Origin of the sequence: Achromobacter sp. DH1f, assembly GCF_000633435.1 — a bacterium.
Taxonomy (GTDB): domain Bacteria; phylum Pseudomonadota; class Gammaproteobacteria; order Burkholderiales; family Burkholderiaceae_B; genus Achromobacter; species Achromobacter deleyi.
Map to the genome: position 1 here is coordinate 163193 of NZ_AYMF01000023.1, position 26556 is coordinate 189748.

Below are 26556 nucleotides of genomic sequence, written 5' to 3' on the forward strand. Positions count from 1 at the left end.
CGACCATTCCATGATGCCTCATCCCCTGTCTTTGCCCGGCGTGGCCGCCCGGCCGCGGCGCGCCAGCCTGGCGCTCTCTGCCGGGTCGGCCGCGCTGGCCATCCTGGGCCTGGCGCCCCTGGTGCTGGACAATCCTTTCCTGCTGGCGACCGGCGCGCTGATCCTGCTGAATGTGATCGGCGCCGTGAGCCTGCACCTGATCATCCGCACGGGCCATATCTCGCTGGCCCACGCCGGTTTCATGGGCGTGGGCGCCTATGCCTGCGCGCTGTCGGTGCTGCGGTTCGACCTGCCGCCCGCCATTGGCCTGGGCATCGGCGCAGCCGCGGCCGGCGCGCTGGCGCTGCTGGTCGGGCCGGTGCTGCTGCGCCTGACCGGCAAATACTTCGTGCTGGTGACCTTCCTGCTGGGCGAGATCATCCGGCTGGTGCTGGTCGAATGGCAAAGCGTCACCGGCGGGGCCAGCGGCCTGTCGAACCTGCCGCCCCTGAATGCCGCCTGGACGTCGCCGCTGGCGCAGTACTACGTGGCGCTGGCCGCGGCCGCGTTGACGGTGCTGCTGTGCGTGCGCCTGTTGCTGTCGGAGACGGGCCGCGCCATCGATGCGGTGCGTGAAGCGCCGCAGCTGACCGAATGCACCGGCGTGCGCGGCCTGCCCTTGAAGGTCGGCGTATTCGTGCTGGGCTGCGCGCTGGCCGGCGTGCAAGGCGGTCTGCTGGCCTTTTTCATGCGCTACATCGATCCGTCCACCTTCGGCATGGCCGAGTCGCTGAACCTGGTGGTGATGAATGTGGTGGGCGGCATGTACAACGTGGTCGGCCCCATCCTCGGCGCGGTGTTCCTGGTGGCGCTGCCTGAACTGTTGCGCGGCTACGTCGAGATCCAGCGGATCCTGTTCGGGGTGGCGCTGATCGTCGTGATGGCGGCGTTTCCCGCGGGCATCGCCGGCCTGGCGGGCTGGTTCGGCGGCCGCCGCGCCCAGGGGAAAACGGCATGAGCGCCCTGCTGGAAGTTCAGGACATCGGCCGCAGCTTCGGCGGCCTGAAGGCGGTGGACGGCGTCAGCTTCGACGTGCGCGAAGGCGAGATCCTCGGCATCATCGGCCCGAACGGCGCCGGCAAGACCACTCTGGTCAACCTGGTCAGCGGCGTGTTGCGCCCGACCGGCGGTGCGGTGGCCTTTGCCGGGGAACGCGTCACGGGGCTGGCGACGTCGGCGCTGAGCGCACGCGGGCTGGTGCGCACCTTCCAGTCCACTGCCGTGTACGGCGCCTGCACCGTGCGCGAGAACCTGGTGCGTGGCAGCTACCTGACGCGCTACCCGGGCGTGATGGCCGCGCTGTTCGGCTCGGCCCGGGCCCGCTTGCGGCGTGCCGAGGCGGACGCGCTGGTCGAACGTCTGCTCGACGACATGGCGCTGCGCGACGTTGCCGACACCCCGGCGGGCAGCCTGCCCTATGGCGTGCAGAAGATCCTGGGCATCGCCATCGCCCTGGCCGCGCGGCCGCGCCTGTTGCTGCTGGATGAACCGGTGGCGGGCCTGAGCGCAGCGGAAACCGACCAGGTGCGCGACGTGATCCTGCAAGTGCGGGCGTCGGGCGTCACGCTGGTGGTCATCGACCACAACATGCGTTTCATCGCCGGCCTGTGCGACCGGCTGCTGGTCGTGGCCGCCGGCCGCGAGCTGGTGCGCGGTCTGCCCGGCGATGTGCTGCGCGATGCGCGGGTGGTGCAAGCTTATCTGGGGACGAAGAATGTCACTGCTGGAATTGCGTGATCTGGAGGTGCGCTACGGCCCGGTCGCCGGCACGCGCAAGCTGAACCTGACGGTCGAGCCGGGCGAAACGCTGGCCTTGATCGGGTCCAACGGCGCCGGCAAGAGCAGCACCTTGCGCGCCGTGGTCGGCCTGGCGCGCCACTATGGCGGCGATGTGCTGTGGCAAGGCCGCAGCATCAAGGGGCTGCCGGCGTCTGACGTGGTCAGGCTGGGCATCGGTTTCTCGCCCGAAGGGCGGCGGGTGTTTCCGTCGCTGACGGTGGCCGAAAACCTGAAGATGGGCGCTTTTGGCCGCGGCGGCGAAAGTGCCACGGCGCGGCTGGAAGAGATCCACCGCTATTTTCCCCGGCTTAAGGAACGCAGCCGCCAGGCCGCGGGCAGCCTGTCCGGCGGCGAACAGCAGATGCTGGCGATCGGCCGTGCGCTGATGAGCCGGCCCCAGCTGTTTTTGCTGGACGAGCCGTCGCTGGGTCTCGCGCCCATCGTGGTCGAGCGTATCGGCGACATCCTGCTGGAGATCCAGGCGCGCGAGGGGCTGGCGTTCGTGCTGGCCGAACAGAATGCCAACTGGGCGATGCGCGTGGCCCGCCGCACCGCCATCCTGCAATTGGGCGAAAAAGTCTACGACGATCCCTCCGAGGCCCTGCTGTCCGACCCGCGGGTCCAGACGGCGTTCCTTGGCGTCTGACAGGAAACCACCCTGAGGAAACCACCATGCAGCTTCCGTATCACGACCGCTACCCGTACAGCGCCATCGTCGAACGCGGCAATTACGACTGGCCGGGCGGCAAGCGCCTGGCCGTGTACATCGGCCTGAACATCGAACACTTTGCCTTTGGCGCCGGCCGCGGCCATCACCTGGGCACCGAACTGCCGCAGCCCGATGCGCGCGGCTTTGCCTGGCGCGACTATGGCAATCGGGTGGGCGTCTGGCGGTTGTTCGATCTGTTCGACGAACTGGAACTGCCGGCCGCGCACCTGCTGAACACCGCCCTCTTCGACTACGCGCCGCAGATTGCCGAGCGGGTGATGGCGCGCGGCGACGAGATCATCGGCCATGGCCGCACCAATGCCGAGGCGCAGGGCCACCTGTGGCCGGACGACGAAAAGCGCCTGCTGAACGAGGTGCGCGAGGCCATCAAGCGCCACACCGGCCAGGACGTGCGCGGCTGGATGGGGCCTTGGATGTCGCAAAGCCACCAGACGCCCGAACTGCTGGTCGAGACCGGCTACAAGTTCGTCATGGACTGGCCGGCGGACGACCAGCCGCTGTGGATGCGCACCGGCCAGGGCCCGTTGATGTCGGTGCCCTACCCGCTGGAAATCAATGATTCGCCGCAGATGCTGGTGCGCCGGCATACGCCGCAGGACTTCGAGCACATGATCATCGAGCAGTTCGAGGAAATGCTGGAACAGTCGACGCGCCAGCCGCTGGTGTTCGGCATTGCGCTGCACACCATGATCGTCGGCCAGCCCTATCGGCTACGGTCGCTGCGCCGGGCGCTGAAGTACATCGCCCGGCATCCCCAGCGCGACCGACTCTGGTTCACGCGGCCCGGCGAGATCTACGACCACTGCGCCGCCTTGCCGCCGGCCATCCTGCCGCAGCCCTGAACCCCGCGCCGCGCCGGCCGTCCGGCGCGGCGTCGCGCGCGGCTAGGCGGGGCCGCCCGGCACGATGCCCTCGGGCAGGCTCGCCACGTGCGCCGCGATCTGGCCCGGGGTGGCCAGCCAGACGTCGTCGCGCCGGGCGCTGATGTGCCGCAGCACGTCGCGCAGGCGCTTGATGCGTTGGGGTTGGCCGCTCAGGAACGTATGCAGGGCCACGCAATACACCTGCGGAAACTTCACGGACTCGGCCAGTTGCTCGTCGAAGGCGTCGATGGCCATCTGCGCGAAGTCGCCATCGCTGGCGCCGCGGTTGATGTAGGCCGGCAGGTCGTTCAGTTCCATGGACGGGTACGGCATGGCAAGAATCGGGCCGCGGTCGGTTCGAAACCAGGTCGGCTGGTCGTCGAACCACCAATCCAGCATGTAGGAGAAGCCGGCGTCCTTCAACAATTCGGGCGTGCGCGGGCTTTGTGAGATGAACGGCCCCAGCCAGCCCTGCGGCGGCGCACCCTCTTCCTGCGTGATGCGTGCGCGCACGTCCTGCAGCATCTGGCGCTCTTCGTCGGGCGCCATGTCGATCTGGCGCTCTGAATTGGTGCGGCCATGGCCCACGAATTCGTCGCCGCGCGCCCGAAACGGCGCCAGCACGTCGGGGCACACGTCATACACCGACCCGTTGACCAGCACCGCCAGCGGAATGCGGAAGGCCTCGAACAGCGCCAGCAGGCGCCAGACGCCCACCCGGTTGCCATAGTCGCGATAGGCATAGCCGCGGTGGTAAGGCGCGGCGGGCGACGAGGTGAAGTCCTTGCCCGGGTTCAGGCCGAACTCGAAGGCTTCGATGTTGATTGCAAAATACACGGCCAGGCGCTTGCCGCCCGGCCAGTGGTAGGTGGGGCGGTTGACGATGGCGCTGAACGGATAGCGGTCATTGCCGGTATGGAAGGTTTTCATATCAGAGGACTCCTCGTGCGATGTCGAGATGGGCGCAGCCCCTGGCCCGGCACGCGTTCGGCCCAACCGCCGAACAGCGGCTGGGTCGCGTCCGGCGGCGGCAGGTGCTGGCCATTGCCGGTCACGCGCAGCAGCTCCCAGGCCAGGCACAGGTTGGACGACAGCACCGGCTTGCCGGTCAGCGCCGCCACGCGCTGTATGGCCGGCAGCGTCGGCATGCCGGTGCCCGAGAACAGCACCGCGTCGGCGTCCTGCCAGCGCAAGGCGTCGAACGCCGCCATGACGGTGGGCGTGGTGATGGCATAGATGGCGCGGGTATCGGCGGTATCGAGATCGATCACGGCCGTGTCGGCCACGTCGATGCCGGCCGCCGCCCAGTAGGCCTGGCACAGCGCGGTCATCCAGGCCGGATACGGCGACACCAGCGCGATGCGCCGGATGCCCAGATGCGCAAACGCCGACTTGATGGCCTGCGAGGCCGTCACCACCGGATAGCCATGGCGAACCTCAAGCGCGTCCAGGCGGCGCCGTTCGAACTCGGGGTCGATCAGGTACGAGCTGCCCGTGCAAGCGTAACCCGCGGCATCCAGCGGCGCGGTGTCGAAGCTGTCCAGCGTGTGGCCCAGGTTGCCGAAGTAATCCGTCAGGCGGGTGCGCGAATCGGTGCGACTGCCGCTGAGGCGTGACGACAGCATGCTGAAGCCGCCGGGCAGCAGCGCGGCAAGCTCGGGTTCCACCACGGTGTTGGCTTGCGGAATCAGGATGCCGATGAGGCCATTCCTGCCGTATTCGCGCTGCGGCTGCGGGCTTGAAATCGTTTGCGTGTTCATCTGCCTGCCCCTTTGATCTTGTTGGGATGCAGGGCATTCTAGGCACCGAAAAGCGCGCGGCCTACTAAGGAATTTTGATACCCCCCATCATCAAAAACCACCTACCGGCCAGATGGCCTACAGCCCCTGCATCAGCCTTCACGAAAACTTAACCCCCCCCTGCCCGACGCGGCGTTGAGCGCCGTGCGCCGCCGCCCTATAGTGCGGCCGAGATCAGCCCGACACGGGGCGGCAAGGAGCGTCACATGAGCAGCATCGAGCACGGAAAGCGCAGGTTGATGGGGCTGGCGGTGGCTGGCGGCGCGTTGGCATCGCTGCGCCTGCGTCCCGCGATGGCGCAGGCCGAATGGCGCCCCGCCACGGTCGTCAGGCTGATCAACGGTTTCAGCCCGGGCGGGTCCGCCGACCAGCTGTGCCGGGTGCTGGCGCAGCCCCTGGCGGCGCGGCTGGGCCAGCCGGTGATCGTCGAAACCCGCACGGGTTCGGGTGGTTTCGTGGCGGCATCGGCCGTGGCCCGCTCGGCGGCCGACGGCCACACACTGGGCCTGGCCACCATGGGCATGCTGACGATCTCGTCGCAATTGCGCGGGCTGACGCTGCCTTTGGACGTGCAGAAAGACCTGACGCCGATCTGCGGCGTGGCGGGCATCTATTCGCTGCTAGTGGCCTCGCCGCAGGCGCCGTTTCGCGACGTGCCCGAATTGATCGCCTATGCCAAGGCCAACCCGGGCAAGCTGTCGTATGCGTCCACCGGCATCGGGTCCGCGCCCAATCTGGCGGCCGAACTGTTCCGCAGCCAGGCCGGCGTCAACATCGTCCACATTCCGTACAAAGGCGGTTCGCAGGCGGTGGTGGACCTGATCGCCGGCCGCGTCGACATGCTGATCGGCAACCTGCCCGATTTCCTGCCGCAGGTGCGCGGCGGGCAGATCCGGCCCATCGCTTTTGCCGGCGAACGCGCCGCGCCGGAATTGCCCGACGTTCCATTGATCAAGCAATGGCTTCCCGGCTACAGTGTCACGAACTGGTTCGGCATCGTTGCGCCCGCCGGGCTCAAGCCCGACGTGCTGCAAGCCTGGAGCCAGGCGTTGCAGCAGGTTCTGGCAGAGCCGGACACGCGCAGCCGCATGACCGAGCTGGGCATGGAGATCATGGGCGGATCGCCGCAGGCGTTCCGCGAACGCATCGACCAGGATCGCGAGCGCTGGAGCGCTGTGATCAAAAGCGCGAATATCACACTGGAATGAGCATCTGCCATGTCATTGCCCGTGCAGCCCGGCCCCACTCCCCCCGATGATGTCCGGCGCAGGCTCGAGGCCTTTCGCCAGCAACGCGGCTACCTGCTACCCCACCTGGGCGCGCTGGCCGCAGCGCTGCCGGCCTTGCAGGACGCCTACGGCCCGTTCTACCGCACACTGGTGCAAGAGCCGCAGCACCTGACCGCCTTCGAAAGCGAGTTCGTCTGGCTGGTGTTGCTGACCGCCGCGGGCGAAGCGCTGGGCACCCACCACGTCGACCTGTTTTACCGCCATGGCGGCACCGGCCGCCAGGCGCAGGCGGCGTTTCGCGTAGCGGCCTGGTCGGCCGGCACCGGCGCCTATGCCTTTCTGGACCGCCACTGGCAAAGCCACTTTCCCGACGTGCCTGCCGCCGCGGCCTACCAGGACGCGATGCGCACGCTGCTGGCAGGCCTGGACGTGCCTGAAGAGCTGGCGCGGCTGGCGCTGCTGTCGGCGCAATCGGCGCGCTCGGACCACTGGGGCGTCGAGCAGGCGATCCGCGCCTGCTACGCTGCCGGCGTGGCCGAGCCGCGCATGGTGCAGGCGCTGAGCCTGGCGCTGTGGCCCTGCGGCATCAACCGCTTCATCGAAGCCTGCGATATCTGGCTGGCGCTGATGCAGGCCGGCGCGGTGACGCCATCGCCCAGTTTCCAGGCCTGGGCCGACACGCCGGACCAGCACGGCAGCGCCGTGGCCAGGCAGGATCAACGCTAGCTTCGGGCGGACCGCCGGTCCGCCACGCCGGCAGACGGGGGCATCATGGAACTACGCCAGCTACGCTACTTCGTCGCCATCGTCGAACACGGTTCCATGGGCCGCGCGGCGCTGGCCCTGGGCGTGGCCACGGCGGCGCTCAGCCAGCAGGTGTCGCGCCTGGAGGGCGAGCTGGGCGTGCGGCTGCTGCTGCGCCAGGTGCAAGGCACCACCCCCACCGCGGCCGGCGAGGCTTTCCTGCGCCGTGCGCGGCAGATATTGCGCCAGACCGAATTGGCCGCCGAAGAAGCACGCGGCGCCCGCCTGACCGGCTCGGCCACGCTGGGCTTCACCCCCGCCACGGCGGCCGTGCTGGGCGGGCCGCTGCTGCAAGGCATGCGCGAGCGCTATCCCGAGGTCCGGCTGCATCTGGTCGAGGCGTTTTCCGGCTTTCTGTCGCAGATGCTCAATGCCCGCAAGCTGGACCTGGCGGTGGTGTTCCAGACCGACATCGCGCAGCGCTGGCACTGCACCCCGATCCTGCGCGAAAGCCTGTTCGCCATCTGTTCGCCGGCCTCGCCCCACGGCTTTGCAGGGTCCAGCGTGCGGCTGGAGGACCTGGCCGACAAGCCCTTGCTGCTGCCCAGCCGCGCCCACGGCCTGCGCCTGCTGCTGGACGTGGCGTTTTCGCAGATCGGCTGCGCGCCGCGCATCGAAGCCGAAATCGATTCGCTGGGCCTGCTGCTGGAAGCCGTGCGGCTGGGCTACGGCGTGACCATTCAGCAAAGCGCCGTGGCGTCCTGTTCGCCGCGCCCCGGGCTCAGTTTCGCGCGCATCGCCAACACCGGCGTCGGCGTGCAGAACGTGCTGGTGAACCTGGCCGAGGAAGAAGCCTCGCCTGCCGTCGCCGTGACGGGCAAGATGGTGTTCGAAGTGGCGCGCAAGCTGGTCACCGACCGGCACTGGGTGGGCGCCACGCTGGGCGACGGCCCGGGCGCCGGCCTAGCGGCCTGAGCCGGCCTTGGCCCCCAGCCGCGCGCTGACCCGCCGCACCAGGGTGCAATAGTGTTCGGCAGCCGGGGTCAGCGGCAGGCCCGTGCGCCGCACGATGCAGATGGGTGGCGCCGGCAAGGCTTCGCGCACCTTGATTTCCTGCAGCACGCCATGCAGCAGCGGATGCTGCAACCACTGGATCGGCAGCATCATCAGCAGGTCCGAATTGACCAGCGCCGTCAGGAACGTCAGGGCGGACTGCGCCTTCATGGCCAGCCGCGGCGCGGGCAATCCGTGCTTTTCGAACAAGGGGCCGAGTTCTTCCTCGGCCTTGTGGGTGATGGACGTGGTGATCCATTCGGCGCCGACCAGGTCGCGCAGCGAGCGGGCCTGCGCCAGCGGGTGGTCTTTGCGGCCCAGGATGACGCGGGTGTTGTCGAACAGCTTTTCGGATTGCAGCTCGCCCGGCACGCGCGCGGGCACGGGGCCGATGTAGAAGTCCAGCGCGCCGTCCAGGAGCGATGCCTCGGCCAGGGGATAGACCCCATCGATGATTTCCAGGTGGGTGTCGGGATAGCGGGCGCGAAACGGCTTGAGCACGTCGGCAAACAGCCCAAGGTGCGGCGCGGTGGACATGCACAGCGCCACCCGGCCATGCGTGGCGCCGCGCATCTGCTCGACTTCGTCGCGGGCGCGTTCGATCTCGTGGCGGATGGCGCTGGCGCGCCGCAGGAACACTTCGCCGGTGGGCGTCAGGCGCAGGCCCTTGGTGTGGCGTTCGAACAGCGCCACGCCCAGTTCCTTTTCCAGCTCGTGGATGCTGCGCGTGATGGCGGGCTGGGCCAGCCCCAGATGGCGCGCCGCCGCCCGCACGCCGCCCCGTTCGGCCACTGCCAGGAAGTCACGCAAGGTGTTCAGTTTCATCGCTGGGGCCGCTCTGCCAAAGTGATGCGAATCCGGTATCGGTAAGACAATTTTGCCATCTTTCGGTATCTATCGGGGGGTTCTAGGATTCCCTCCAAGCGTCGCCATCCGAGCGGCCGGCACAGGAGACAACACCGTGCAACAGCAGGCATCGTTTCGAGTGGTGATCGTGGGTGCGGGGCCGGCCGGACTGGGCCTGGCTATCGAGCTGGGCGTGCGCGGCATTCCGTGCCTGCTGATCGAACGCAACGACCGCGTGGGCTACGCGCCGCGCGCCAAGACCACCAACGTGCGCACCCGCGAACACCTGCGCCGCTGGGGCATCGCCGACCGCCTGCGCGCGGCCTCGCCGCTGGGCGTGGACTACCCGTCGAACGTGGTGTTCTGCACCCGGCTGGCGGGCATGGAACTGGCGCGCCACGAGAACGCCATGTACTGCGCGCCGGGCCGCAACCCGCTCTACGCCGAGCATGCGCAATGGATTCCGCAGTACACGCTGGAAGAAACGCTGCGCGCCTACGCCCAGTCGTTGCCGTGCGTACAAATCCGCTTCAACTGTGAACTGCTGGATGTGTCGCAGCATCCGGCCGGCGTGCAGGTGCGGATGCGCGAAGGCGCCGATGGCAGCGAACGGCAGGTGCAGGCCGACTACCTGGTGGGTGCGGACGGTGCGCGCAGCAAGGTCCGCGAGCTGATCGGCGCGCGCATGGAAGGCCGCTATGGCCTGTCGCGCAACTTCAACATCGTGTTTCGGGCGCCAGGCCTGGACCGCGCGCACGGCCTGGGGCCGGCCATCATGTACTGGCAGGTCAACCGCGACGTGCCCAGCCTGATCGGCCCGATGGATCGGGGCGATACCTGGTTCTTCATGCCGACCCACGCCGACGGCCACGGCCGCATCGACGACGTGGACGTGGCCGCCTTGATCGGCCGCGCCACCGGCATCGACCTGCCCTACGAAGTCTTGAGCCGCGACGAATGGGTGGCGAGCAAGCTGCTGGCCGACCGCTACCGCCGCGGCCGCATCTTCCTGGTGGGCGATGCCTGCCACCAGCACCCTCCGTTTGGCGGCTACGGCATGAACATGGGCATCGCCGACAGCGTGGACCTGGGCTGGAAGCTGGCCGCCACGCTGCAAGGCTGGGGCGGGCCGGCGCTGCTGGACAGCTACGAGGCCGAACGCCGGCCGCTGCACCAGTGGGTGCTGGACGAAGCCGAGGTCAACCACGCCACGCTGGGCAACCAGCTGCTGGCCGACGGCATCGAAGACGCCGGGCCAACCGGCCAGCGCATCCGCCAGGAAATCCGCGCGCGCATCGAAGTGGAAAAGATGCGCGAATTCGCGACGCTGGGGGTGGTGCTGGGCTATCGCTACGACGATTCTCCAGTGATCGCTGCCGACGCCGGCCCGGCGCCCGAGCGCGACTTCATCAACTACGTGCCCAGTTCCCGCCCCGGCGCTCGCGCGCCGCACCTGTGGCTGCACGACGGCAGTTCGCTGTACGACCACTTCGGCTTCGGCTTCACGTTGCTGGCCGCGCAGTCCGTGCCACCGGGCGAATTGGAAGAGATCCGCGGCGAGGCCCGCGCCCACAGGCTGCCGTTCACCATCATCCAGCCGCGCGAAGGCGCGGTGGCCGGCCACTACCCTGCCCGGCTGACCTTGATCCGGCCGGACCAGCAGGTGGCCTGGCGCGGCGACGGCTGGCCGGGCGCAAGCCTGTTCGCCCACGTCACGGGCGCCACGACCTTCAGGAGCGCGACATGATGCCTTCCACCGCCGCCGTGCATTCCGTCAACCGCTACGTCATGTCCGTGCCGGACCTGAATGCGGCCGAACGCTTCTATCGCCATTTCGGCCTGGACGTGCGCGCCACCCCGGGCCGGCTGGACCTGTACGCGGCAGGCCATCGCCATTGCTGGGCTTCCGTGTATGCCAATGGCGGCGGCGACAAGCAGCTGGAGTACGTGAGCTTCGGGCTCTACGAGCACGACGTGGCCGAGATGCAGGCGCGCGTGGCGGCGCTGGGATTGGCGACGGATCCGCATCCGCTATCGGACGGCGACGGCCTTTGGCTGCGCAATCCCGATGGCCTGCCGATCCAGCTGATCAAGGCGCCGAAGGTGTCGCCCGACGCCAAATCGTTGCCCTTGCCGCGCGCAGCCGTGCCCACTGGCGAACGCGCGGCCGGCCTGCGCAGCCAGGCCGCCCAGGTGCGTCCGCGGCGCCTGTCGCACGTGCTGTTCTTCACGCCCGATGTGTCGCGCATGGTGGCGTTTTCGATACGGGTGCTGGGCCTGCGGCTGTCGGACCGCTCGGGCGACCTGGTGGCCTTCCTGCATGGCCCGCACGGGTCCGACCACCACCTGGTGGCCTTCGCCAAGTCCACCCACGCCGGGCTGCACCATTCCAGCTGGGACGTGGGCAGCATCGACGAGGTCGGCGCAGGCGCCGAGCAGATGCGCGCGGCGGGTTATGCCGAAGGCTGGGGCCTGGGCCGGCACGTGCTGGGATCGAACTACTTCCATTACGTGCAAGACCCCTGGGGCAGCTACGCCGAGTACTCGTTCGATATCGATCACATCCCGGCAGGCCTGGCCTGGACCGCGGCGGACCATCCGCCGGAAGATGCGCTGTACCTGTGGGGCCCGGCGGTGCCGGACGCCTTTTTCATCAATCATGAACGGGCGCGAACCTGAAGGAGCCCCTGATGCGATTCATCACCTTTTCCGTTGGCGACAGCGGCGCCCATCTGGGCCTGCGGCGGGACGCCGACCACCTTGTCGACCTGACCGCGGCCGGCCTGCCCCGCCACCTGGAGGCGCTGCTGGCGCAAGGCGACGAGGGCTTGCGCGCCGCGGCGCAGCACCTGGCGGCGGCGCGCCACGTGCTGCCGCTGTCGCAGGTGCGCATCCTGCCGCCGTTGACGCGCCCGGGCAAGGCGCTGGCGATCGGCCTGAACTACCGCGACCACGCGGCCGAAAGCCAGTTCGATCCGCCCGCGTACCCGGTGGTGTTCGCGCGTTACCCGTCGTCGTGGGTGGCGCACGGCGAGGCGCTGGTGTGCCCGCGGGTGTCGACGCAGTTCGACTACGAGGCCGAGCTGGTGGCGGTGATCGGCAAGGCCGGCCGCCACATTCCGGCCGACCGGGCGCTGGACCACGTGGCCGGGTATTCGATCTTCAACGAAGGCTCGGTGCGCGACTTTCAGCTGCGCACCAATCAGTGGACGCTGGGCAAGAACTTCGACGCCAGCGGCGCCTTCGGCCCCGAATTCGTCACGCGCGACGAACTGCCGGCCGGCGCGCGCGGCCTGCGTATCCAGTGCCGCCTGAACGGCCAGACCTTGCAGGACGCCAACACGGCGGACATGATTTTCGACGTCGCGACCCTGGTGGCCGCATGTTCGCAAGCCATGACGCTGCACCCCGGCGATCTCATCATCACCGGCACGCCCGCCGGCGTCGGGCTGGCCCGGTCGCCGCAGGTCTGGATGAAACCGGGCGACGTCTGCGAAGTGGAAATCGACCAGCTGGGCGTATTGCGCAACCCTGTCGTTGCCGAAGCCTGACTGTCGACAACAAGAACATAGATCCAGGAGACAACCATGACCACCCTTGTGAATGCCGCGGGCGCGGACCAGGCGGTAGCCGGCTTTCGCGGCAGGGTCCTGCCCTTGCTGTTCGCCGGCTACCTGCTCAACTTCATCGACCGCACCAACATCAGCTATGCGCAGTTGCAGATGGGCAGCGACATCGGCCTGTCGCTGGCCGCCTATGGCTTTGGCGCGGGCCTGTTCTTCTTCGGCTACGCCTGCGTCTGCGTGCCGGCCAACCTGGCCCTGCAACGGGTCGGCATCCAGCGCTGGCTGGCTTTCGTCTTTCTCAGCTGGGGGCTGGTGGCCTGCCTGATGTCCACCGTACAGGGCGAAAAGTCGTTCTACGCCATGCGTTTTCTGCTCGGCCTGACTGAAGGCGGCTTCATTCCGGCCGTGAATTTCTACATCACCTCGTGGATTCCGCCGCGCTATCGCAGCCGCCTGAATTCGGTGTTCATCATGGCGCTGCCCGTGGCGATGATCATCGGCGGGCCGCTGGCCGGCGGGCTGATGGGCATCAACGCCGGCATGGCCGGCTGGCGCTGGCTGTTCCTGCTGGAGGGCTTGCCGACGGTGCTGCTGGGCCTGGCGGTGCTGCGTTACCTGCCCGCCACGCCGGCCGATGCGCGTTGGCTCACTGACGACCAGCGCCAATCCTTGCGCGCGGTGATGGACAGCGAGACGGCAGCCAGCCCGCCCGCCGCCCAAGCCTCGTGGCGCCACGGTTTCCAGGTATTCCGCCAACCGCTGTTGTGGGGCCTCTTGCTGATCCTGTTGATCGCGTATGCGGCAACCTTTGCCCTGGCCTATTTCCTGCCGCTGATCCTGAAGAACCTGTACCACATCACGCCCTTGCAGATCGGCTCGGCGCTGATGATTCCGAACCTGGTGGCAGCCGTGTTCAGCTACCTGGTGGGCCGCAGCAGCGAACGCAGCGGCGACGTGCGCTGGCACCTGGCGGCCGTGTGCCTGGCCGGCGCGGGCGGCTTTCTGCTGCTGCCCAGCGCGGCCGTGGCGTCGATTGCCGCCTTCCTGGCCGTGGTGTCGCTCATCACCGGCTACACCATCGCCTACTACGGGCCGCTGAACGCCGCTATCCAGAACCGGATCGGCGCCCATGCCGGGCCGCTGGCCCTGGTGACCAGCATCGGCGCACTTGGCGGATTCTTCGGCCCCACGCTGACCGGTTGGGTCATGCAGCAGACGGGCGGAGAATGGCAGCTGGCCGCCTGGATCTTCGCGTTGACCACCCTGGCCAGCGCGGCGCTGGCGGTCATCTGCGTGCGCAACGCCCGGGATGGCGTCAAGCCGCTGGTCGCCTCGAAGGCCTGACCCGTTCATCGCACCGACTGCAACCAGGAGACATAAAAATGACCAACGCCCCGATCAAGACCGCCGTCGTCACCGGCGGCGCCAGCGGCATCGGCCAGGAATGCGCCAGGCAACTGTGCGAGGACGGCTGGCGGGTGGCGGTGTGGGACCGCGCCGGCCACGGCGAGGATCCCGCGGTGGACGTGGCGGACTACGCCAGCGTCGCGGCCGCCGCCCGCCGGCTGGATGGCGTGGACCTGCTGGTCAACGCCGCGGGCATCGCGGGCGGACGCGAACCCGTGGCCGACAAGGACCCGGCCGAATGGGCGCAGGTGCTGGCGGTGAACCTGACCGGCACTTTCCACTGCGCGCATGCCCTGTATCCCCACCTGAAGGCGCGCCGCGGCGTGGTCGTGAACATCGCGTCGGTCGCCGGCATCACCATGATGAAGGGGCGCGCGCACTATGCCGTGTCCAAGGCCGGGGTGGCAACCCTGACCCGGTCGCTGGCCAATGAGTGGGCGGCGGACGGCATCCGCGTCCTGGCGGTGGCGCCGGGCTACGTGAAGACGCAGATGATCGAACGTTCGATCGAGGCGGGCGAGTTGGACGAAGGCAAGCTGGCGGCGATGCATCCGCTGAACCGGCTGGCCTCGCCCCAGGAAATCGCCGCCGCGATGATCGCGCTGGCCAAGCCGCCCTTCCTGTTCATGACCGGCAGCGTGGTGCTGATCGATGGCGGGCTGACGTTGGGGAAATAGGCTGCCCGTCGCTATAGCCGACCGCGTCAAAAACTGACCGCCAGCCCCACCGAGAACCCGGACACCCCCGTGCCGAACACATACCGGCCCACCAGCCGGGTCCGCGTCACGATGACGTTGTAGGCGCTGGAATCCAGTTCCAGCCCGGCGCCCACCGACGTCAGGCGGTCAAAGCCCAGCACGCCGCGCTGGTCGCCCAGGAACTCGGAATGGGTCAGTTCCAGCACGTAGCGAAGCGGCCGCTGCAACATCGTCAGCCCCGTGGGCGCCCGGTAGCGCGCCCACAGGTTGGCCGACTGGGCGATGGCATTGCCCTGCACGGCGGCCGAACTGGAAAAGCTTTTCAAGCGGATGTCCGAATAGCGCAGTTCGACATCCACTTCGTAGCCCGGCCGGTAATGCTCGTAGTCCAGCATCAGCGAGCCGCCCAGGCCGTAGGCGTTCAGCGAGCCCTTGTCCAGGAACGTCACGTCCTGCCCGGTCTTTTGCCCCACGTACCAGCTGGCCGCGCGCAGGTCGCTGGTGACGTTGCCCAGGGCGACGTTGAAAATCGGCCGCAGCTTCAGTTCGTCGGCCAGCTTGAAATCCCAGCCGATGCCGCCCGTGGCCGACACGCTGTTCCATTTGGTCGGTATCTTGCGGGTTTCGGCGCCCTGCGAGGCAATGAAGGTGGGGTCGTAGCGGCTGGCGGCCAGCACGCCTTCCAGGTAGATCGGCACCGATTTCGAGATCGTGTCGCCGCCGCCCAGCTGGGTCATGAAGAATTCGGTCGAGCCGGACGTGGTGCCGCCGCCCGAACCGATCGACAGCGAACTGGTGGTGATGTCGGGCACGATGGACAGCGACATGATCGCCAGCACGCCGTTGGCGCGCTTTTGCAGATCGTCGTGGTTCAACCTGACCGTGGGTTGCGCGGCGGCGTCGGCGCCCACGGCGCAGACCTGCGCCGCAAGAAGCCATGTCGGCAAGCGTCTGATCATGATTGCGGCCTTCTTTCCCTATTGGGCCGCGCCGCCCGTGAACCAGCGCAGATAGGGGTTGTCCCGGCTGGCCGCCGCCAGCCGGCCCGCGTTGCGCGCCCAGGCTTCGCGGTTGCCGTCGTACGCCGCCAGGGCGCTTTGATAGAACAGGTCCAGCCCACCGCGTTCGCGTTCGATTGCCTGCGCCAGCGCCGGATCTGATCCTGCCAGCGGAGCCGGGGTGCGCAGCGCCAGCAGCGCCGGCAGCGTGCGCGAGATTTCGCGCGGGCGCACCCAGGTGGCGTATTCGATGGCCGGCTGGTCGTCGGTCACGGCCGGGGTGGTGCCGGCAAAGCGGGCCAGCCCATCGCGGTCAGTCACCCAGGTGGCCAGCAAGGCGGCCGCCGAGCCGACGCCGACTTCGGCCAGCGCGGTGGCGACGGCCGGCGCGGCATAGCGGTCGGCGATGCGCCGGGCATCGAGCGGCAGCGGGTCCATCGACCCGACCAGCAGCATTTCGTGCAGCTCGGTCGTCCACAAGGACGCATGCGGGAAGACGTTGATGAAGCTGGCCACCAGGGCCCGCGTGTCGTCCAGGTTCTGCGTGGGCAGCGGCAGCCACTGGGCGACGATGCCTTGCGGCTGCAAGCGCGTGGCGGCCAGCGCATAGAAGTCCTGCGAGTACAGGTTGACCACGCCGGCCGCCGAGGGCGGCGGCGGTTCGAGGGTGATGAGGTCGTAGCGTTCGGCGTTGCCCAGCAGTTCGCGGCGTCCGTCGCGCAGGCGCCGCTGCAGGCCGGGGTCTTGCGACGCGCCGTAGCTGCCCTGGAACAGCGGCGCGGCATGCAGTACCGCGGGCAACAGTTCGGCCACCACGCGGCGTTCCAGCCCGGGATAGCGCGACAAGGCGCCCGCCGTGATGCCGGTGCCGTAGCCGATCACCAGGGCCGAGCGCGGCTCGCCGGCATGCACGATCAGTGGCAACAGGGCCTGCAGGCGCATGTAGCGCAGCGACGGCATGGCGTCGCCCGAATTGGACACCCCCTGGATATACAGGCGGCGAAAGCGTTGTGCGCCCTGCCCTTGTTCCACCACCGCCACGGTGCCGCCGTGGTTTTCCTCGTAGAACACCAGATCGCCGCCTTGCGCGCCGGGCAGCAGGCGGGCCAGGTGCTGGACGGGGATGGCCGCGCCCAGGATCACCGCCGCGCCGGCCAGGGCCACGCCCAGGCCCTTGGTCATCGACGATGCCGGACGCGCCTGCCAGATGGCCGCGACCCCTACGATGCAAGCCACGACGGTCAGCAGCGCCAGGCTGCGCACCGTGCCCAGGTGGGGCAGCAAGACAAACCCGGTCAAGGCGGTGCCGGCGATGCCGCCCAGCGTGTTGCAGGCCAGCACCGCACCGGCCCCCTGCCCGCGGCGCTGCGGCGGCACGGCCAGGCGCAGCACGGCGGGAAATGCCGCGCCCAGCAGCAAGGTGGGCAGCAGCACCACGGCGCCGGCCGCCACGGCAAAGCGCCCGCTCATGCCAGCCAGGGGGCTGCCCGTCCAACCCAGGATGGCCGCCTCGGCCATCCCCTGGGCGCCGATGAGCCAGCGGCCCAACAAAGCGGTTTCGATCAGCGCCAGCAGGCCAGCCCCGGCGATCAGGAAGCCGAAGACGCGCCACGGGCCGCCCAGCGCGCGTTCCCAGCGGGCATACAGTGCGGCGCCGATCGTCAGCCCCGCCAGGTACACCGCCAGCACGATCGAGAACGCAAAGGCCCGGGTGCTCATGAATGGCACGACCATCTGCGACCAGAGCACTTCGTAGCCCATGGCCACGGCGCCCGCGACGGCGTACAGACCCAGCGCGAGCCGAGCCTGGCCGGACAGGGCTTCCCGCGGGCCGTGCACGGGCGACGGCGCCGGCGCGTCGGCCGCGTGCGCATGGCGCCGGTCCAGCACCCATGCGCCCGCGGCCGCCGCCAGGTTCAGGCAGGCCGCCGCCCAGGCGGTGCCGCGCACGCCCAGGGCCGGAATCAGGAAAAAAGCCGGTAACAGCGCGCCAAGGATCGCGCCGCCCGTATTGGCGGCATAGAGCGTGGCGCCCGCGCGGCCAATGCGCGCGGCACCCGTGGCGCGCAGCAGCACGGGCAAGGTGCCGCCCATGAAAAACGGCGCGATACCCACGATCACGACAATGGCCAGCCACGCCAGCCCGGGGCTGATCGCCTGGCCTTGCGCAAACGCCGCGGCGCCCTGCCCCAGCGCCAGCGTGACGCCGATGCCCAGCGCGGCAATCGCCCCTTCAATGGCCGCGTACAGCCGGAACGGGCGCGCACTGGCGTCCGCCCGGCGGCCCAGTACCCAGCTGCCGGCCGCCAGGCCCAGGAAAAAGGCCCCCACCGCCACTGCAATCGCGTGCACCTCGACGCCGACGATCAGCGACAGCTGCTTGATCCACAGAATCTGGAAGACCAGCGCCGCGACGCCCGACAGGGCCAGCAAGGCGGCCGCGGGCCACAAGGCCGTGCCGGCGTGCGACGTCTCGCCCACGTTGTGTAGCGCCGCCATCGGGCGCACGGATGCTGTCATCGTCGGGTCCTTGTCCTTAAAGGGGGCATTGGGGGGCATTGCGCGGATGCGGCCGCACGCCGCATCCGCCGGTCACACCTTATTTGCCTTGCTTCTTGGCCTGCTGCTCGAAGTACTCGTCGATCTGCTTGTCCACCGCCTTCTGGATCTGGTCGGTACTGAAGCTGGGCGGATTCTGGCTGGGCGGCCATTCAATGAAGGTCTGCAGGAATTCGCCCGCCTTGGCCGAGCCCACGAAGGCCAGATAGGCGTTCTTGGTCAGCCAGTCGTTGTACTGGTCGGACACGATATCGGCGCGCTCATAGGGGTCCATGCGCAGGTTGAACACCTTGGGCACCCGCAGGCAGACAAAGGGTTCTCGCCACACGGCGAACCCGCCCGGGGCCGTCTGTTCGCAGAACACCACCTTCCAGTTCTCGTAGCGCATCGCGACCAGCAGGCCGTCGTCGTTGAAGTAATAGAAGTCCTCGCGGGCGCTCTTGGGGTCCTTGCCGGTCAGGTACGCCAGCTGGTTGTAACCGTCCAGGTGCACCTTGTAGTCGCGATTGGCGCCGTTGGGCCGCCAGCCCTTGAGCAGCCTTTCCTTCACGCCGTCGTCTCCCGCCGCGGCCAGCAAGGTGGGAAACCAGTCCATGCCGGAAACGATGTCGTTCTTGACCGTGCCGGGTTCGATGTGGCCCGGCCAGCGGATCATCGCCGGGACGCGGAAGGCGCCTTCCCAGTTGGTGTCCTTTTCGCTGCGGAACGGCGTGGTGGCGGCGTCCGGCCAACTGAACTGATTGGGCCCGTTGTCCGTCGTGTAGATCACGATGGTGTCCTTGGCGATGCCCAGGTCATCCAGTTTCTTCAACAGCTTGCCGACATCCTGGTCGTGTTCCCACATGCCGTCGGCGTAGTCATTGCCCGGCATGCCGCTCTTGCCCTGATGTTCCGGCCGGATGTGGGTGAACAAGTGCATGCGCGTGGTGTTCATCCACACAAAGAACGGCTTGTCTTCCTTGCCGTGCTTGTCCAGGTAGTCCAGCGCCGCGCCGACGGTTTCGTCGTCGATGGTCTCCATGCGTTTGGTGGTCAGGGCGCCGGTGTCCTCGACCTTGCCGTCGGCCGTGGCACGGATCACGCCGCGAGGCATGTACGCCTTGATGACGGGGTCTTTCGAGTCCTTCGGGAAATAGGGGCGTTCGGGTTCTTCCTCGGCATTCAGGTGGTACAGATTGCCGAAGAACACGTCGAAGCCGTGCTTGGTGGGCAGGTATTCGTCGCGGTCGCCGAGGTGGTTCTTGCCGAATTGGGCGGTGTTGTAGCCTTGCCCTTTCAAGGCGGTGGCAATGGTGATGTCGCGGTCCTGCAAACCCACCGGCGCGCCCGGCACGCCGACCTTGGACAGGCCGGTACGGCGGGCGGATTGCCCGGTGATGAAGGTAGACCGCCCCGCCGTGCAGCTGTTTTCGGCGTAGTAGTCGGTGAAGATCGCGCCCTCGTTGGCAATGCGGTCGATGTTCGGCGTGCGGTAGCCGACCACGCCGCGCGTGTACGCACTGATGTTGGCCTGGCCGACGTCATCGCCGAAGATGACGAGAATGTTCGGCTTTTTGCCGGACGCCTGCCCCTGGGGACTGGACGGCGGCGCACTCTGGGCCTGCCCGTAAGCCCCTCCCATTACCGCAAGCCCGCTGGCGGCCACCAGCGCCGCTCCCAACCATCGTCTTGCTTTCATGACTGCTCTCCTCGCCCATAGGGGCCGTATGTACTCCCGGTACAGCACGATCAAGGGGTGTCGAAGGCGTAGATGCGGCGCCATTCCGTTTTCATGTCCACGACCGTCCAGCCGCTGCGGCGCGCTTCGTCCAGCGCACGGTCCAGCCGGCCGATGTCGGAATCGCGGTCGTAGGCCCATTCGCGCTGGGCATCGGTGTGGTGGACGATCCCGGCAAAGCGCTTGCCCGGGCCAGCGGCGGTCCACTGCAGCATCTGCAGGTCACCGTCGGAATTGCCGAACGCCAGCAGCGGGCGCCGGCCGATGTAACGCTGAATGGCTACCGGTTTGCCGGGGCCGTCGTCGTTGAATTCCAGCTTGCCCTGGCGCCACAGCACGGGCTGACCGCCGCGTTGCTCGAACGTGGTGACGAAGCTGCTGCCGATGACCTGTTCGGGCGGTATGCCGTAGGCGGCCTGGGCCCAGGGGCGCATGAATTCCGTTTCGCCGCCGGACACGATGTAGGTCTTGAAACCCTTCGCGCGCAGGTAGTCCAGCAATTCACGCATCGGCGCATAGGTCATCGCGGTGTAGGGCTGGTTGAAGCGCGGGTGCCGGGCGGTGGCCGTCCATTGGGTGACGCTTTGGGTGAAGTCGTCGACGCTCATCTGCGTGTGGGTCGCGCCGATGATCTTGAACAGGCCCGCCTGGCCCGATTTGGCCAGGGCGGCCTTGTCGCCCTCGATGGCCGCCTTGAACGGCTGGCGGGTCGCCCATTCGGGATGCTGCGGCGCCATGGCCTTGATGCGGTCCAGGGCGAACAGCACCTGGAAATACAAGGGCTGCTCGGACCACAGCGTGCCGTCGTTGTCGAACACGGCAATGCGCGCGTCCGTCGCCACGAAGTCCGGGCTGCCCGGCTGCGTCACGGCCTGCACGAATTCGAGGATGGCGGTGCGCGACGGCCCCTCGTTCCAGGAAGGCAATGCCGCCGCGGGCGTAACCGCCTTCTGGGGCGAGGCGCAGGCAGCCAGCAGCAGCATCGCCGCGATGCCGGCCCATCGTGCCGCCCAGCGCCGTGCCCGCCGTTCAAGGGTCGCTTGCATCATGCACTCCCATGCGCCTCGGGGCGCGGTTGCGGTTCGCCAGGCGCTTGCGGATTCAACGCGTCGGGCAAGGAATATGGGGCGAGCGGCGCGCGCCGGGTTCGCCAGGTGTGTCGCCATGCGCGGGATGCCTGGCCCAACGCCCGGCGCCACGCCGTGCCCGCGGACGGTGCGCCATACGCGCTGCGCAACACGTCGGCAGCGATACGGCGCGCGTCGTCTCCCAACGGCGCCACGCCCGTGCGCAAGTCCTGCGCGCCGGCCGCCAGGCGCAGCCAGCGATAGAAGGCGGTCAAAGAGGCGGTCTGGGAAGCGGTCTGGGGCGCGGTCTTGAAAACGGTCTGCCCGCGCGCCTCGCGCTGCCAGGCGCGCCAATGCCAGGTTTCGCTTGCGCGTCTTGCCGCCAGCGCGTGTTCGGTACGCTGGCGCAATCGGCGGCCCAGTGCCCGCCAGCGCGGCCCGGTCAGCCACGCCACGGCAATGGCGGCCAGCAGCGCCGCGCCCCATTGCATCCAAGCGGCGGGAATCACCCAGCGCAGGCCATGGCGCAGATGGGCCAGGTCATCGGCCAACGAGAAAGGCGGCGTGGCTTTCGGCGCGGCAGCGACCGTGAATTCGCGGCCAGGCAGTTCCGCCTGCGCCGGCTGGCCGGTGACCTCGTCGCGCCACCGCACGGTGATCGCCGGCAGGCGGTAGGAACCGGCCTGCTGCGCCACGTAATCGGCGCGGTCGATGCGTTGCCCGCCCACGAATTGGCCGCGGCCGTCGTTCAGCGGCGTCACCTGGGGTTCAAGCGGATAGCGTGTGAATCCCGGCACGTCGGGCATGACGGTCGCGGGCAGCATCAGCGCGGGTACGCCGGGCGCGCGCTGGGTGATGGTGCGTGTAATGCGACCGCCGACCACCAGCGGATCGGGCGCCAGCGAAAAGTCTTGCGACACCGTCAGCTGGGTCGATACCAGGCCGGGCGCTTCGCTCGCGGCTGGCGCAGCCACGGCAAACGTCAGGGGTTGACTCGTTCCTGACGCGATGTCGTTGTGCGGCCCGACCTGTGCGGTCACCGCCAGCGCCGGCACCTGCACGGCGCCCGCCGCCGTGGGGCTGAGCAGATAGGTGTAGCGCAACCCGCTGTAGGCCACGCCATCGATGGTGTCGCGCCGCAATTCGCCCTGCCCCGTCGGCGGCGTGACCGCGATGCCCGGCAGGTTCAGCGCGGGCAACTGCGGAGGCTGCGTGAACCAGGTGGACGTCATGACATCCAGATGCAGTTGCAACGTCGTGCCGATGCGCGCCTGGGCCGGCGCTTGCAGGCTGGCGGTGACGCGCAAGGCGGGCGCGGGCTGGGGTTGGGGCTGGCGTTGGGATTGGGCAAGCGCGGCTTGGGCGAACGCAACGCCGCATAGCGCCAGCGCCAGGAAGCACGCCAGGTTGCGCCACGGCCCAGGTCTGCGCCAGGTCGTCATGGGCGCACCCCTGCGGCGTTTGTCGGGGCCTTGGTTGCAGAATCCATGGCGGAATTCGCGGTGGAATGCGTGGCGGCATCTTCCACCGCGAACCGGCCGCGCAGGAAGCGGGCCGGCGACAGCGTCAGGTTGTTCAGCCATTGTTCTTCCGACGCCGCCTGCGCCACGGGTGCGGCGGCCTTCTGGCCCTGCCTGGCAGACTGGTCGGCGATGGTCTGGTCGGGCCGCTCGGCCGCATCCCCTTGAGCCTCCTGAGTCATCGACGCCAGCAGTCGCTGGACGATGCCGCGGTTCATCACGGCGGCATCCCAGCCCGGCGCCAGGGCCAACGCCTGGTCGTAGGCGGCCAGCGCCGCGTCGTACTGGCGCAGCCGCGTCTGCGTGTTGCCGACGTAGAACCTGCCTTCGGCGCTGTCCACCTTGGAAAACGCGGCCAGTGCGGTGGGGTAGTCCCCCGCCTGGTACGCGGCCCGGCCTTTCCAGTAGGGGTCCTGGAAGCGTTGCGCCGCCGCGTCGTAATGGCCTTGTTCGAATGCCAGTCGGCCCTGCTGGTCGGCGGTGAGAAAGGCATCGGCCAGTGGATTGGCACGCGTGTCCGCGGGCGCGCCCAGCGAGACGGCCAGCAAAACAGCGGCCGTCCAGCCGACGTTCCAGCCGCGCCGCACCGCCAGCAGCGCCAGCAAGGCCAGCGGCCAGCACAGCCAATAGCCCGCGTCGCGCCAGTGAATGGCGCCCGAGCGGACGTCCTGCACCGCCTGGAAATGCTGCTGGGCATGCAGCGAAATCCAGTCCAGGTCGTCGGGGCTGCGCGTCAGGCTGCCCAGCGGCGCACCCGCGGCGCTGGCCAGGCCCCGCAGCGCAGCCTGGTCCAGGCCGGTCTGCCCCACCGCCATCACCAGCACCTGTAGATCCTCCGCCTGCTGCGCGCGCTGGCGCACCGCGCCGAACTGGCTGGCATCCGCGCCGTCGGTGAGCAGCAGCAAGGTACCGCCAGCCCGCTCAGCCGCCAGCACTTGCGCCGCCAGCGCAATGGCGCCGGCCGCATCCCTGCCCTGCGGCCCGATCAGGTCGGATGCCAGCGCCTGCGCAAACAGGTCCAGCAGATGCGTGTCGTCCGTGGGGGGCAAGACCAGGTGGCTGCTGCCGGCATAGGCGATCAGGCCGGTCTTGGCGCCCGCGCGCCGGGCCGCCAGGTCGCGCACCAGGTGCTTGGCCGCTTCCAGCCGCGACGGCGGTACGTCGGCGCCGTCCATGGACGGCCCCAAGGCCACCGCGACGATCAGCGGCGCCACGTTGTCCAGGAAATCGGGCTGGTCGCGCTGCCACGCCGGCCCGGCCGCGGCCAACGATCCCACGGCCAGGAGGGCGGCCAAGGCATCGATGGGACGCGGCCCACGGCTGCCCGGCGTGCGCACGAGCAGGTACGGCAGCAGCGCGGGCGCGATCCGGTTGCCCCGGCCTGCCGCCACCCGGTCGCCGCGGCCGACCCCCCATGCCAGCGCGGCCGCCAGCAGGCCCAGCAGCCACCACGGACGCAGAAAATGAAAGGCGCTCAGGTCGACGTCCACGAGGCCTCCTCGTTGCGTGCGCCCGCCGCGGTGCGTGGACGTCGGCCCGCCAGCGCGGCAATACCGTGCCAGGCCATCAGCAGGCACAGCGCCAGGCCAAGCGGCAACCAGAAATAGTCGCGCTTGGGCTGGTGCCGCAGCGTGTTGACCTCCTGCGGGGTGATGCGGTCCAGTGTGGCGTACACCGCTTGCAGGCTGGCCAGGTCCTGTGCCTTGAAGAATTGCCCGCCGGTCGTCCGGGCGATGCCCTGCAGCACGTTGAAATCGACCCTGTCTTCGCCGGTGGCGGCCGGGTCGCCGATGCCGATGGTGTGCACCGTGATGTGGTGCGTCTTGGCCAGGGCCGCCGCGCGCGCGGGCGGCACGGCGCTGCCGGTGTCGTTGCCGTCGGTCAGCAGGATCAGCACCTTGTCCCGCTCCCTGGCCGCGTCCAGCATGCGGATGCCCAGCCCGATGGCATCGCCCAACGCCGTGTTGGGCCCGGCCATGCCGACCTCGGTGCGGTCCAGCAGCAGGCGCAGCGCAATGTGGTCTTCGGTCAGGGGCGCTTGCGGGTAGGCGCCCGTGCCGAACACGATCAGCCCCAGCCGGTCGTTCGCGCGTTTGTCGATGAAGTCGGCCACCACCGCTTTTACGGCCTGCCAACGGCTTTGCGCCCGCCCCTGCGGATCGCGGAAATCGGCGGTGTCCATCGACTGCGAGATATCGACGGCCAGCAGCACGTCGCGCACCGCCTGCGTGTGCGTCAGCGGCGGCTCGACCCACTGCGGCCTTGCCAGCGCCAGCACCAGCAGCAGCCACACGGCCACGTTCAGCCAGAGCTGGCCGCGCCGGATGCGCACGCCGGGGCGCGACGGCGTCTGGCCGGTGAGCGCGGCGACGGTATCGAAGAACGGCACGCGCAGCGCGCTGCGGGGCTGCACGTAGGCCGGCAGCCAGCGATAGGCGGCCAGCGCCAGGGGCGCCGCGGCGAGCAGCCAGGGATAGTCAAGGCGCCACATGGTGATTCACCATCCAGGCGCGACAGGACTGGATCAACTGCGCCAGCGCGGCGCGGTCCAGTTGGCGAACGGCCTCGTCCGGCGCATAGGCCAGTTGGGTCAGTAACTGCGGCGCATCGCCCGGAAAGCCCTGCCCTGCGCTGCGCTCCAGGTACGCAAGCCAGGCTGCGCCGGCCAGCGGCGCGACCTGCGCGCGCGCCGTGGCGGGCTGCGCCGCCAGCGCCGTGCGCTTGAGCAAGGCCGGCAGGCCGCGCGCCGCCAAGGGGTCGCTGGCCGCGTCCCGCGCCAACTGGTTCAACGCGGCCAGGCCTTGGCGCCGATAGCGGTTGCGGCGGTGGCGGCGCCAGCCGGCCCATGCGGCCCAGGCGCCGCCGGCCAGCAGCAACAGCGCCACCACGGCCCACCCCCAGGTTTGCGGCCAATAGGGCACGGCGGCCGGCAGCGGCAGCTCCTGCAATTGATCCAGGCCAGGCAGCGCGTCGCTCATGGCCGCGCTCCGGTCGGCCCGATCGCGGCCGGCATCGCCACCTGTTTGCCGAGTTCGCGGCGCAGTTGCACGCGTTCGTCGTCCGCTGTGTCGATGGACAGCAGCGGCACGCGGCTGCGGCGCAGCAGGTGCGCCACCTGCAGCAGCCGGCCGCTGAAGAAATCGGCCAGCGGCTGCCTTTCCCGCCGCCGGCCCACGGCAATTTCCAGCTGCACTTCGCCTTGGGTGACCACCATGCGGCCGGCGCTGGGCAGCTGCTGCGCCATGGGATCGAACACCAGCATCGCCAGCACGTCGTTGTGGGCCGCCAACAGGCGCAGCGCGCGCAGCGTGGCCTCGTCGGCGCCAGCGAAGTCGCTGATGACGCAGACCAGGCAATCATGCGGCGCGGTGGCCAGCGCACCGCGCAGCGCGGCGTTCAAGCCCTGTGCGGCAGGCACGTCGGGGCCGTCGGCCGACAACGCCGCGTTGGCGCGCGCCACCTCGGCCAGCAGCGCCCTGACCCGGTCGCGGCTGCGCAGCGGCTTGAACGCCCTGATGCCACGGTCGTCGAACACCAGTCCGCCGACGCGGTCGCCGCCCCGATAGGCGATCCAGGCGGAGAGCGCCGCCAGCCGGGCCGCGACGGCGCATTTGAAGGCGCGCACGGACCCGAAGTACATGCTCATGCGCTGGTCGACCAGGATCAGCGCCGGCCGGTCGCGCTCTTCGGTATAGGCGCGCACCAGCGGCTTGCCATAGCGCAACGAGGCGCGCAGGTCCAGGCGCCGCAGGTCATCGCCGGCCGCATAGCGGCGCAGTTCCGCGAAATCCAGCCCCCGGCCGCGCAACCGCGATCCGTGCGGCCCGGCCAACACGCTGCAGAAGGGTTGCCGGGCGGTGAACGACAGGCCGACCGCCGCCGCTTCCAGGGCGATCAGTTCGGCCAGCGGCGGATGGACGGGATGCGGCGCGGGGCTCATGG

The 26556-nt window shown here is 69.1% G+C and carries 24 protein-coding genes; 12 read left to right on the forward strand and 12 right to left on the reverse strand.

What is annotated here, in order from left to right; all coding sequences use genetic code 11:
* The first annotated feature begins 10 nt into the window (after positions 1-10).
* Genes U858_RS0118750 through U858_RS0118765 form a run of 4 tightly spaced genes read left to right on the forward strand, consistent with a single transcriptional unit; the run spans position 11 to position 3390 of the window.
* On the forward strand, positions 11-997 hold the full coding sequence (locus U858_RS0118750) for a branched-chain amino acid ABC transporter permease (protein ID WP_025138692.1): 987 nt from the start codon (positions 11-13) through the stop codon (positions 995-997).
* Entirely contained in the window at positions 994-1776 is a 783-nt protein-coding gene (locus U858_RS0118755) for an ABC transporter ATP-binding protein (RefSeq protein ID WP_025138693.1), read from the forward strand. Before U858_RS0118750 ends, U858_RS0118755 begins: the two co-directional genes overlap by 4 nt.
* Positions 1760-2464, forward strand: coding sequence for an ABC transporter ATP-binding protein (locus U858_RS0118760; protein WP_369797695.1), 705 nt, complete (start codon positions 1760-1762; stop codon positions 2462-2464). Before U858_RS0118755 ends, U858_RS0118760 begins: the two co-directional genes overlap by 17 nt.
* 26 nt (positions 2465-2490) lie before the next feature.
* Entirely contained in the window at positions 2491-3390 is a 900-nt protein-coding gene (locus tag U858_RS0118765) for a polysaccharide deacetylase family protein (RefSeq protein ID WP_025138695.1), read from the forward strand.
* A 42-nt stretch (positions 3391-3432) separates the two neighbouring features.
* On the opposite strand, the gene U858_RS0118770 is transcribed toward U858_RS0118765, so the two are convergent.
* Complete coding sequence (locus U858_RS0118770; protein ID WP_025138696.1) at positions 3433-4341, reverse strand: polysaccharide deacetylase family protein; 909 nt, start codon at positions 4339-4341, stop codon at positions 3433-3435.
* Positions 4338-5171: a hypothetical protein gene (locus U858_RS0118775; protein WP_025138697.1), complete on the reverse strand. Its 834-nt coding sequence runs from the start codon at positions 5169-5171 to the stop codon at positions 4338-4340. Before U858_RS0118775 ends, U858_RS0118770 begins: the two co-directional genes overlap by 4 nt.
* 245 nt (positions 5172-5416) lie before the next feature.
* Here U858_RS0118775 and U858_RS0118780 point away from each other — a divergent pair, with 245 nt between their 5' ends.
* The 3 genes from U858_RS0118780 to U858_RS0118790 are packed head-to-tail and all read left to right on the forward strand — an operon-like array spanning position 5417 to position 8158.
* Positions 5417-6418, forward strand: a complete 1002-nt coding sequence (locus U858_RS0118780) for a tripartite tricarboxylate transporter substrate binding protein (protein ID WP_025138698.1) — start codon at positions 5417-5419, stop codon at positions 6416-6418.
* 9 nt (positions 6419-6427) lie between these two features.
* Positions 6428-7165, forward strand: coding sequence for a hypothetical protein (locus U858_RS0118785; protein WP_025138699.1), 738 nt, complete (start codon positions 6428-6430; stop codon positions 7163-7165).
* Positions 7166-7210: 45 nt separating this feature from the next.
* Positions 7211-8158, forward strand: coding sequence for a LysR substrate-binding domain-containing protein (locus U858_RS0118790; protein ID WP_025138700.1), 948 nt, complete (start codon positions 7211-7213; stop codon positions 8156-8158).
* Here U858_RS0118790 and U858_RS0118795 read toward each other — a convergent pair.
* A complete protein-coding gene (locus tag U858_RS0118795) occupies positions 8147-9061 on the reverse strand; it encodes a LysR family transcriptional regulator (RefSeq protein WP_025138701.1) in 915 nt (304 codons plus the stop codon). The genes U858_RS0118790 and U858_RS0118795 overlap by 12 nt on opposite strands.
* A gap of 136 nt (positions 9062-9197) precedes the next feature.
* Between U858_RS0118795 and U858_RS0118800 the strand changes: the two genes are divergently transcribed.
* The 5 genes from U858_RS0118800 to U858_RS0118820 are packed head-to-tail and all read left to right on the forward strand — an operon-like array spanning position 9198 to position 14732.
* Complete coding sequence (locus U858_RS0118800; RefSeq protein ID WP_042885185.1) at positions 9198-10829, forward strand: FAD-dependent monooxygenase; 1632 nt, start codon at positions 9198-9200, stop codon at positions 10827-10829.
* Positions 10826-11761: a VOC family protein gene (locus U858_RS0118805; protein ID WP_025138703.1), complete on the forward strand. Its 936-nt coding sequence runs from the start codon at positions 10826-10828 to the stop codon at positions 11759-11761. The genes U858_RS0118800 and U858_RS0118805 overlap by 4 nt, the downstream gene beginning before the upstream one ends.
* An 11-nt stretch (positions 11762-11772) precedes the next feature.
* Positions 11773-12633 carry a fumarylacetoacetate hydrolase family protein gene (locus tag U858_RS0118810; RefSeq protein WP_025138704.1) on the forward strand — a complete coding sequence of 287 codons (861 nt, stop codon included), beginning with the start codon at positions 11773-11775 and terminating at the stop codon, positions 12631-12633.
* A 36-nt stretch (positions 12634-12669) separates the two neighbouring features.
* On the forward strand, positions 12670-13992 hold the full coding sequence (locus U858_RS0118815) for an MFS transporter (protein ID WP_025138705.1): 1323 nt from the start codon (positions 12670-12672) through the stop codon (positions 13990-13992).
* 38 nt (positions 13993-14030) lie between these two features.
* On the forward strand, positions 14031-14732 hold the full coding sequence (locus tag U858_RS0118820; RefSeq protein WP_025138706.1) for an SDR family NAD(P)-dependent oxidoreductase: 702 nt from the start codon (positions 14031-14033) through the stop codon (positions 14730-14732).
* Between the two features lie 26 nt (positions 14733-14758).
* Here the strand turns inward: U858_RS0118820 and U858_RS0118825 are convergent, their stop codons facing one another.
* From U858_RS0118825 to U858_RS0118865, 9 genes are all read right to left on the reverse strand, one after another.
* Complete coding sequence (locus tag U858_RS0118825) at positions 14759-15712, reverse strand: hypothetical protein (RefSeq protein WP_025138707.1); 954 nt, start codon at positions 15710-15712, stop codon at positions 14759-14761.
* A gap of 18 nt (positions 15713-15730) precedes the next feature.
* Positions 15731-18250, reverse strand: coding sequence for a fused MFS/spermidine synthase (locus tag U858_RS0118830; RefSeq protein WP_051593615.1), 2520 nt, complete (start codon positions 18248-18250; stop codon positions 15731-15733).
* Positions 18251-18350: 100 nt separating this feature from the next.
* The gene (locus U858_RS0118835) at positions 18351-19988 is read right to left on the reverse strand and encodes an arylsulfatase (RefSeq protein ID WP_025138709.1); all 1638 of its coding nucleotides are present in this window, start codon (positions 19986-19988) and stop codon (positions 18351-18353) included.
* Between the two features lie 50 nt (positions 19989-20038).
* Positions 20039-21073: an HAD family phosphatase gene (locus U858_RS0118840; RefSeq protein ID WP_042885212.1), complete on the reverse strand. Its 1035-nt coding sequence runs from the start codon at positions 21071-21073 to the stop codon at positions 20039-20041.
* The gene (locus U858_RS0118845) at positions 21073-22536 is read right to left on the reverse strand and encodes a BatD family protein (RefSeq protein WP_025138711.1); all 1464 of its coding nucleotides are present in this window, start codon (positions 22534-22536) and stop codon (positions 21073-21075) included. The genes U858_RS0118840 and U858_RS0118845 overlap by 1 nt, the downstream gene beginning before the upstream one ends.
* On the reverse strand, positions 22533-24104 hold the full coding sequence (locus tag U858_RS0118850) for a VWA domain-containing protein (RefSeq protein WP_025138712.1): 1572 nt from the start codon (positions 24102-24104) through the stop codon (positions 22533-22535). The genes U858_RS0118845 and U858_RS0118850 overlap by 4 nt, the downstream gene beginning before the upstream one ends.
* Entirely contained in the window at positions 24089-25105 is a 1017-nt protein-coding gene (locus U858_RS0118855; protein ID WP_025138713.1) for a VWA domain-containing protein, read from the reverse strand. The genes U858_RS0118850 and U858_RS0118855 overlap by 16 nt, the downstream gene beginning before the upstream one ends.
* Positions 25092-25592, reverse strand: coding sequence for a DUF4381 domain-containing protein (locus U858_RS0118860; RefSeq protein WP_025138714.1), 501 nt, complete (start codon positions 25590-25592; stop codon positions 25092-25094). Before U858_RS0118860 ends, U858_RS0118855 begins: the two co-directional genes overlap by 14 nt.
* Complete coding sequence (locus U858_RS0118865) at positions 25589-26554, reverse strand: DUF58 domain-containing protein (protein WP_025138715.1); 966 nt, start codon at positions 26552-26554, stop codon at positions 25589-25591. The genes U858_RS0118860 and U858_RS0118865 overlap by 4 nt, the downstream gene beginning before the upstream one ends.
* Positions 26555-26556 lie beyond the last annotated feature (2 nt).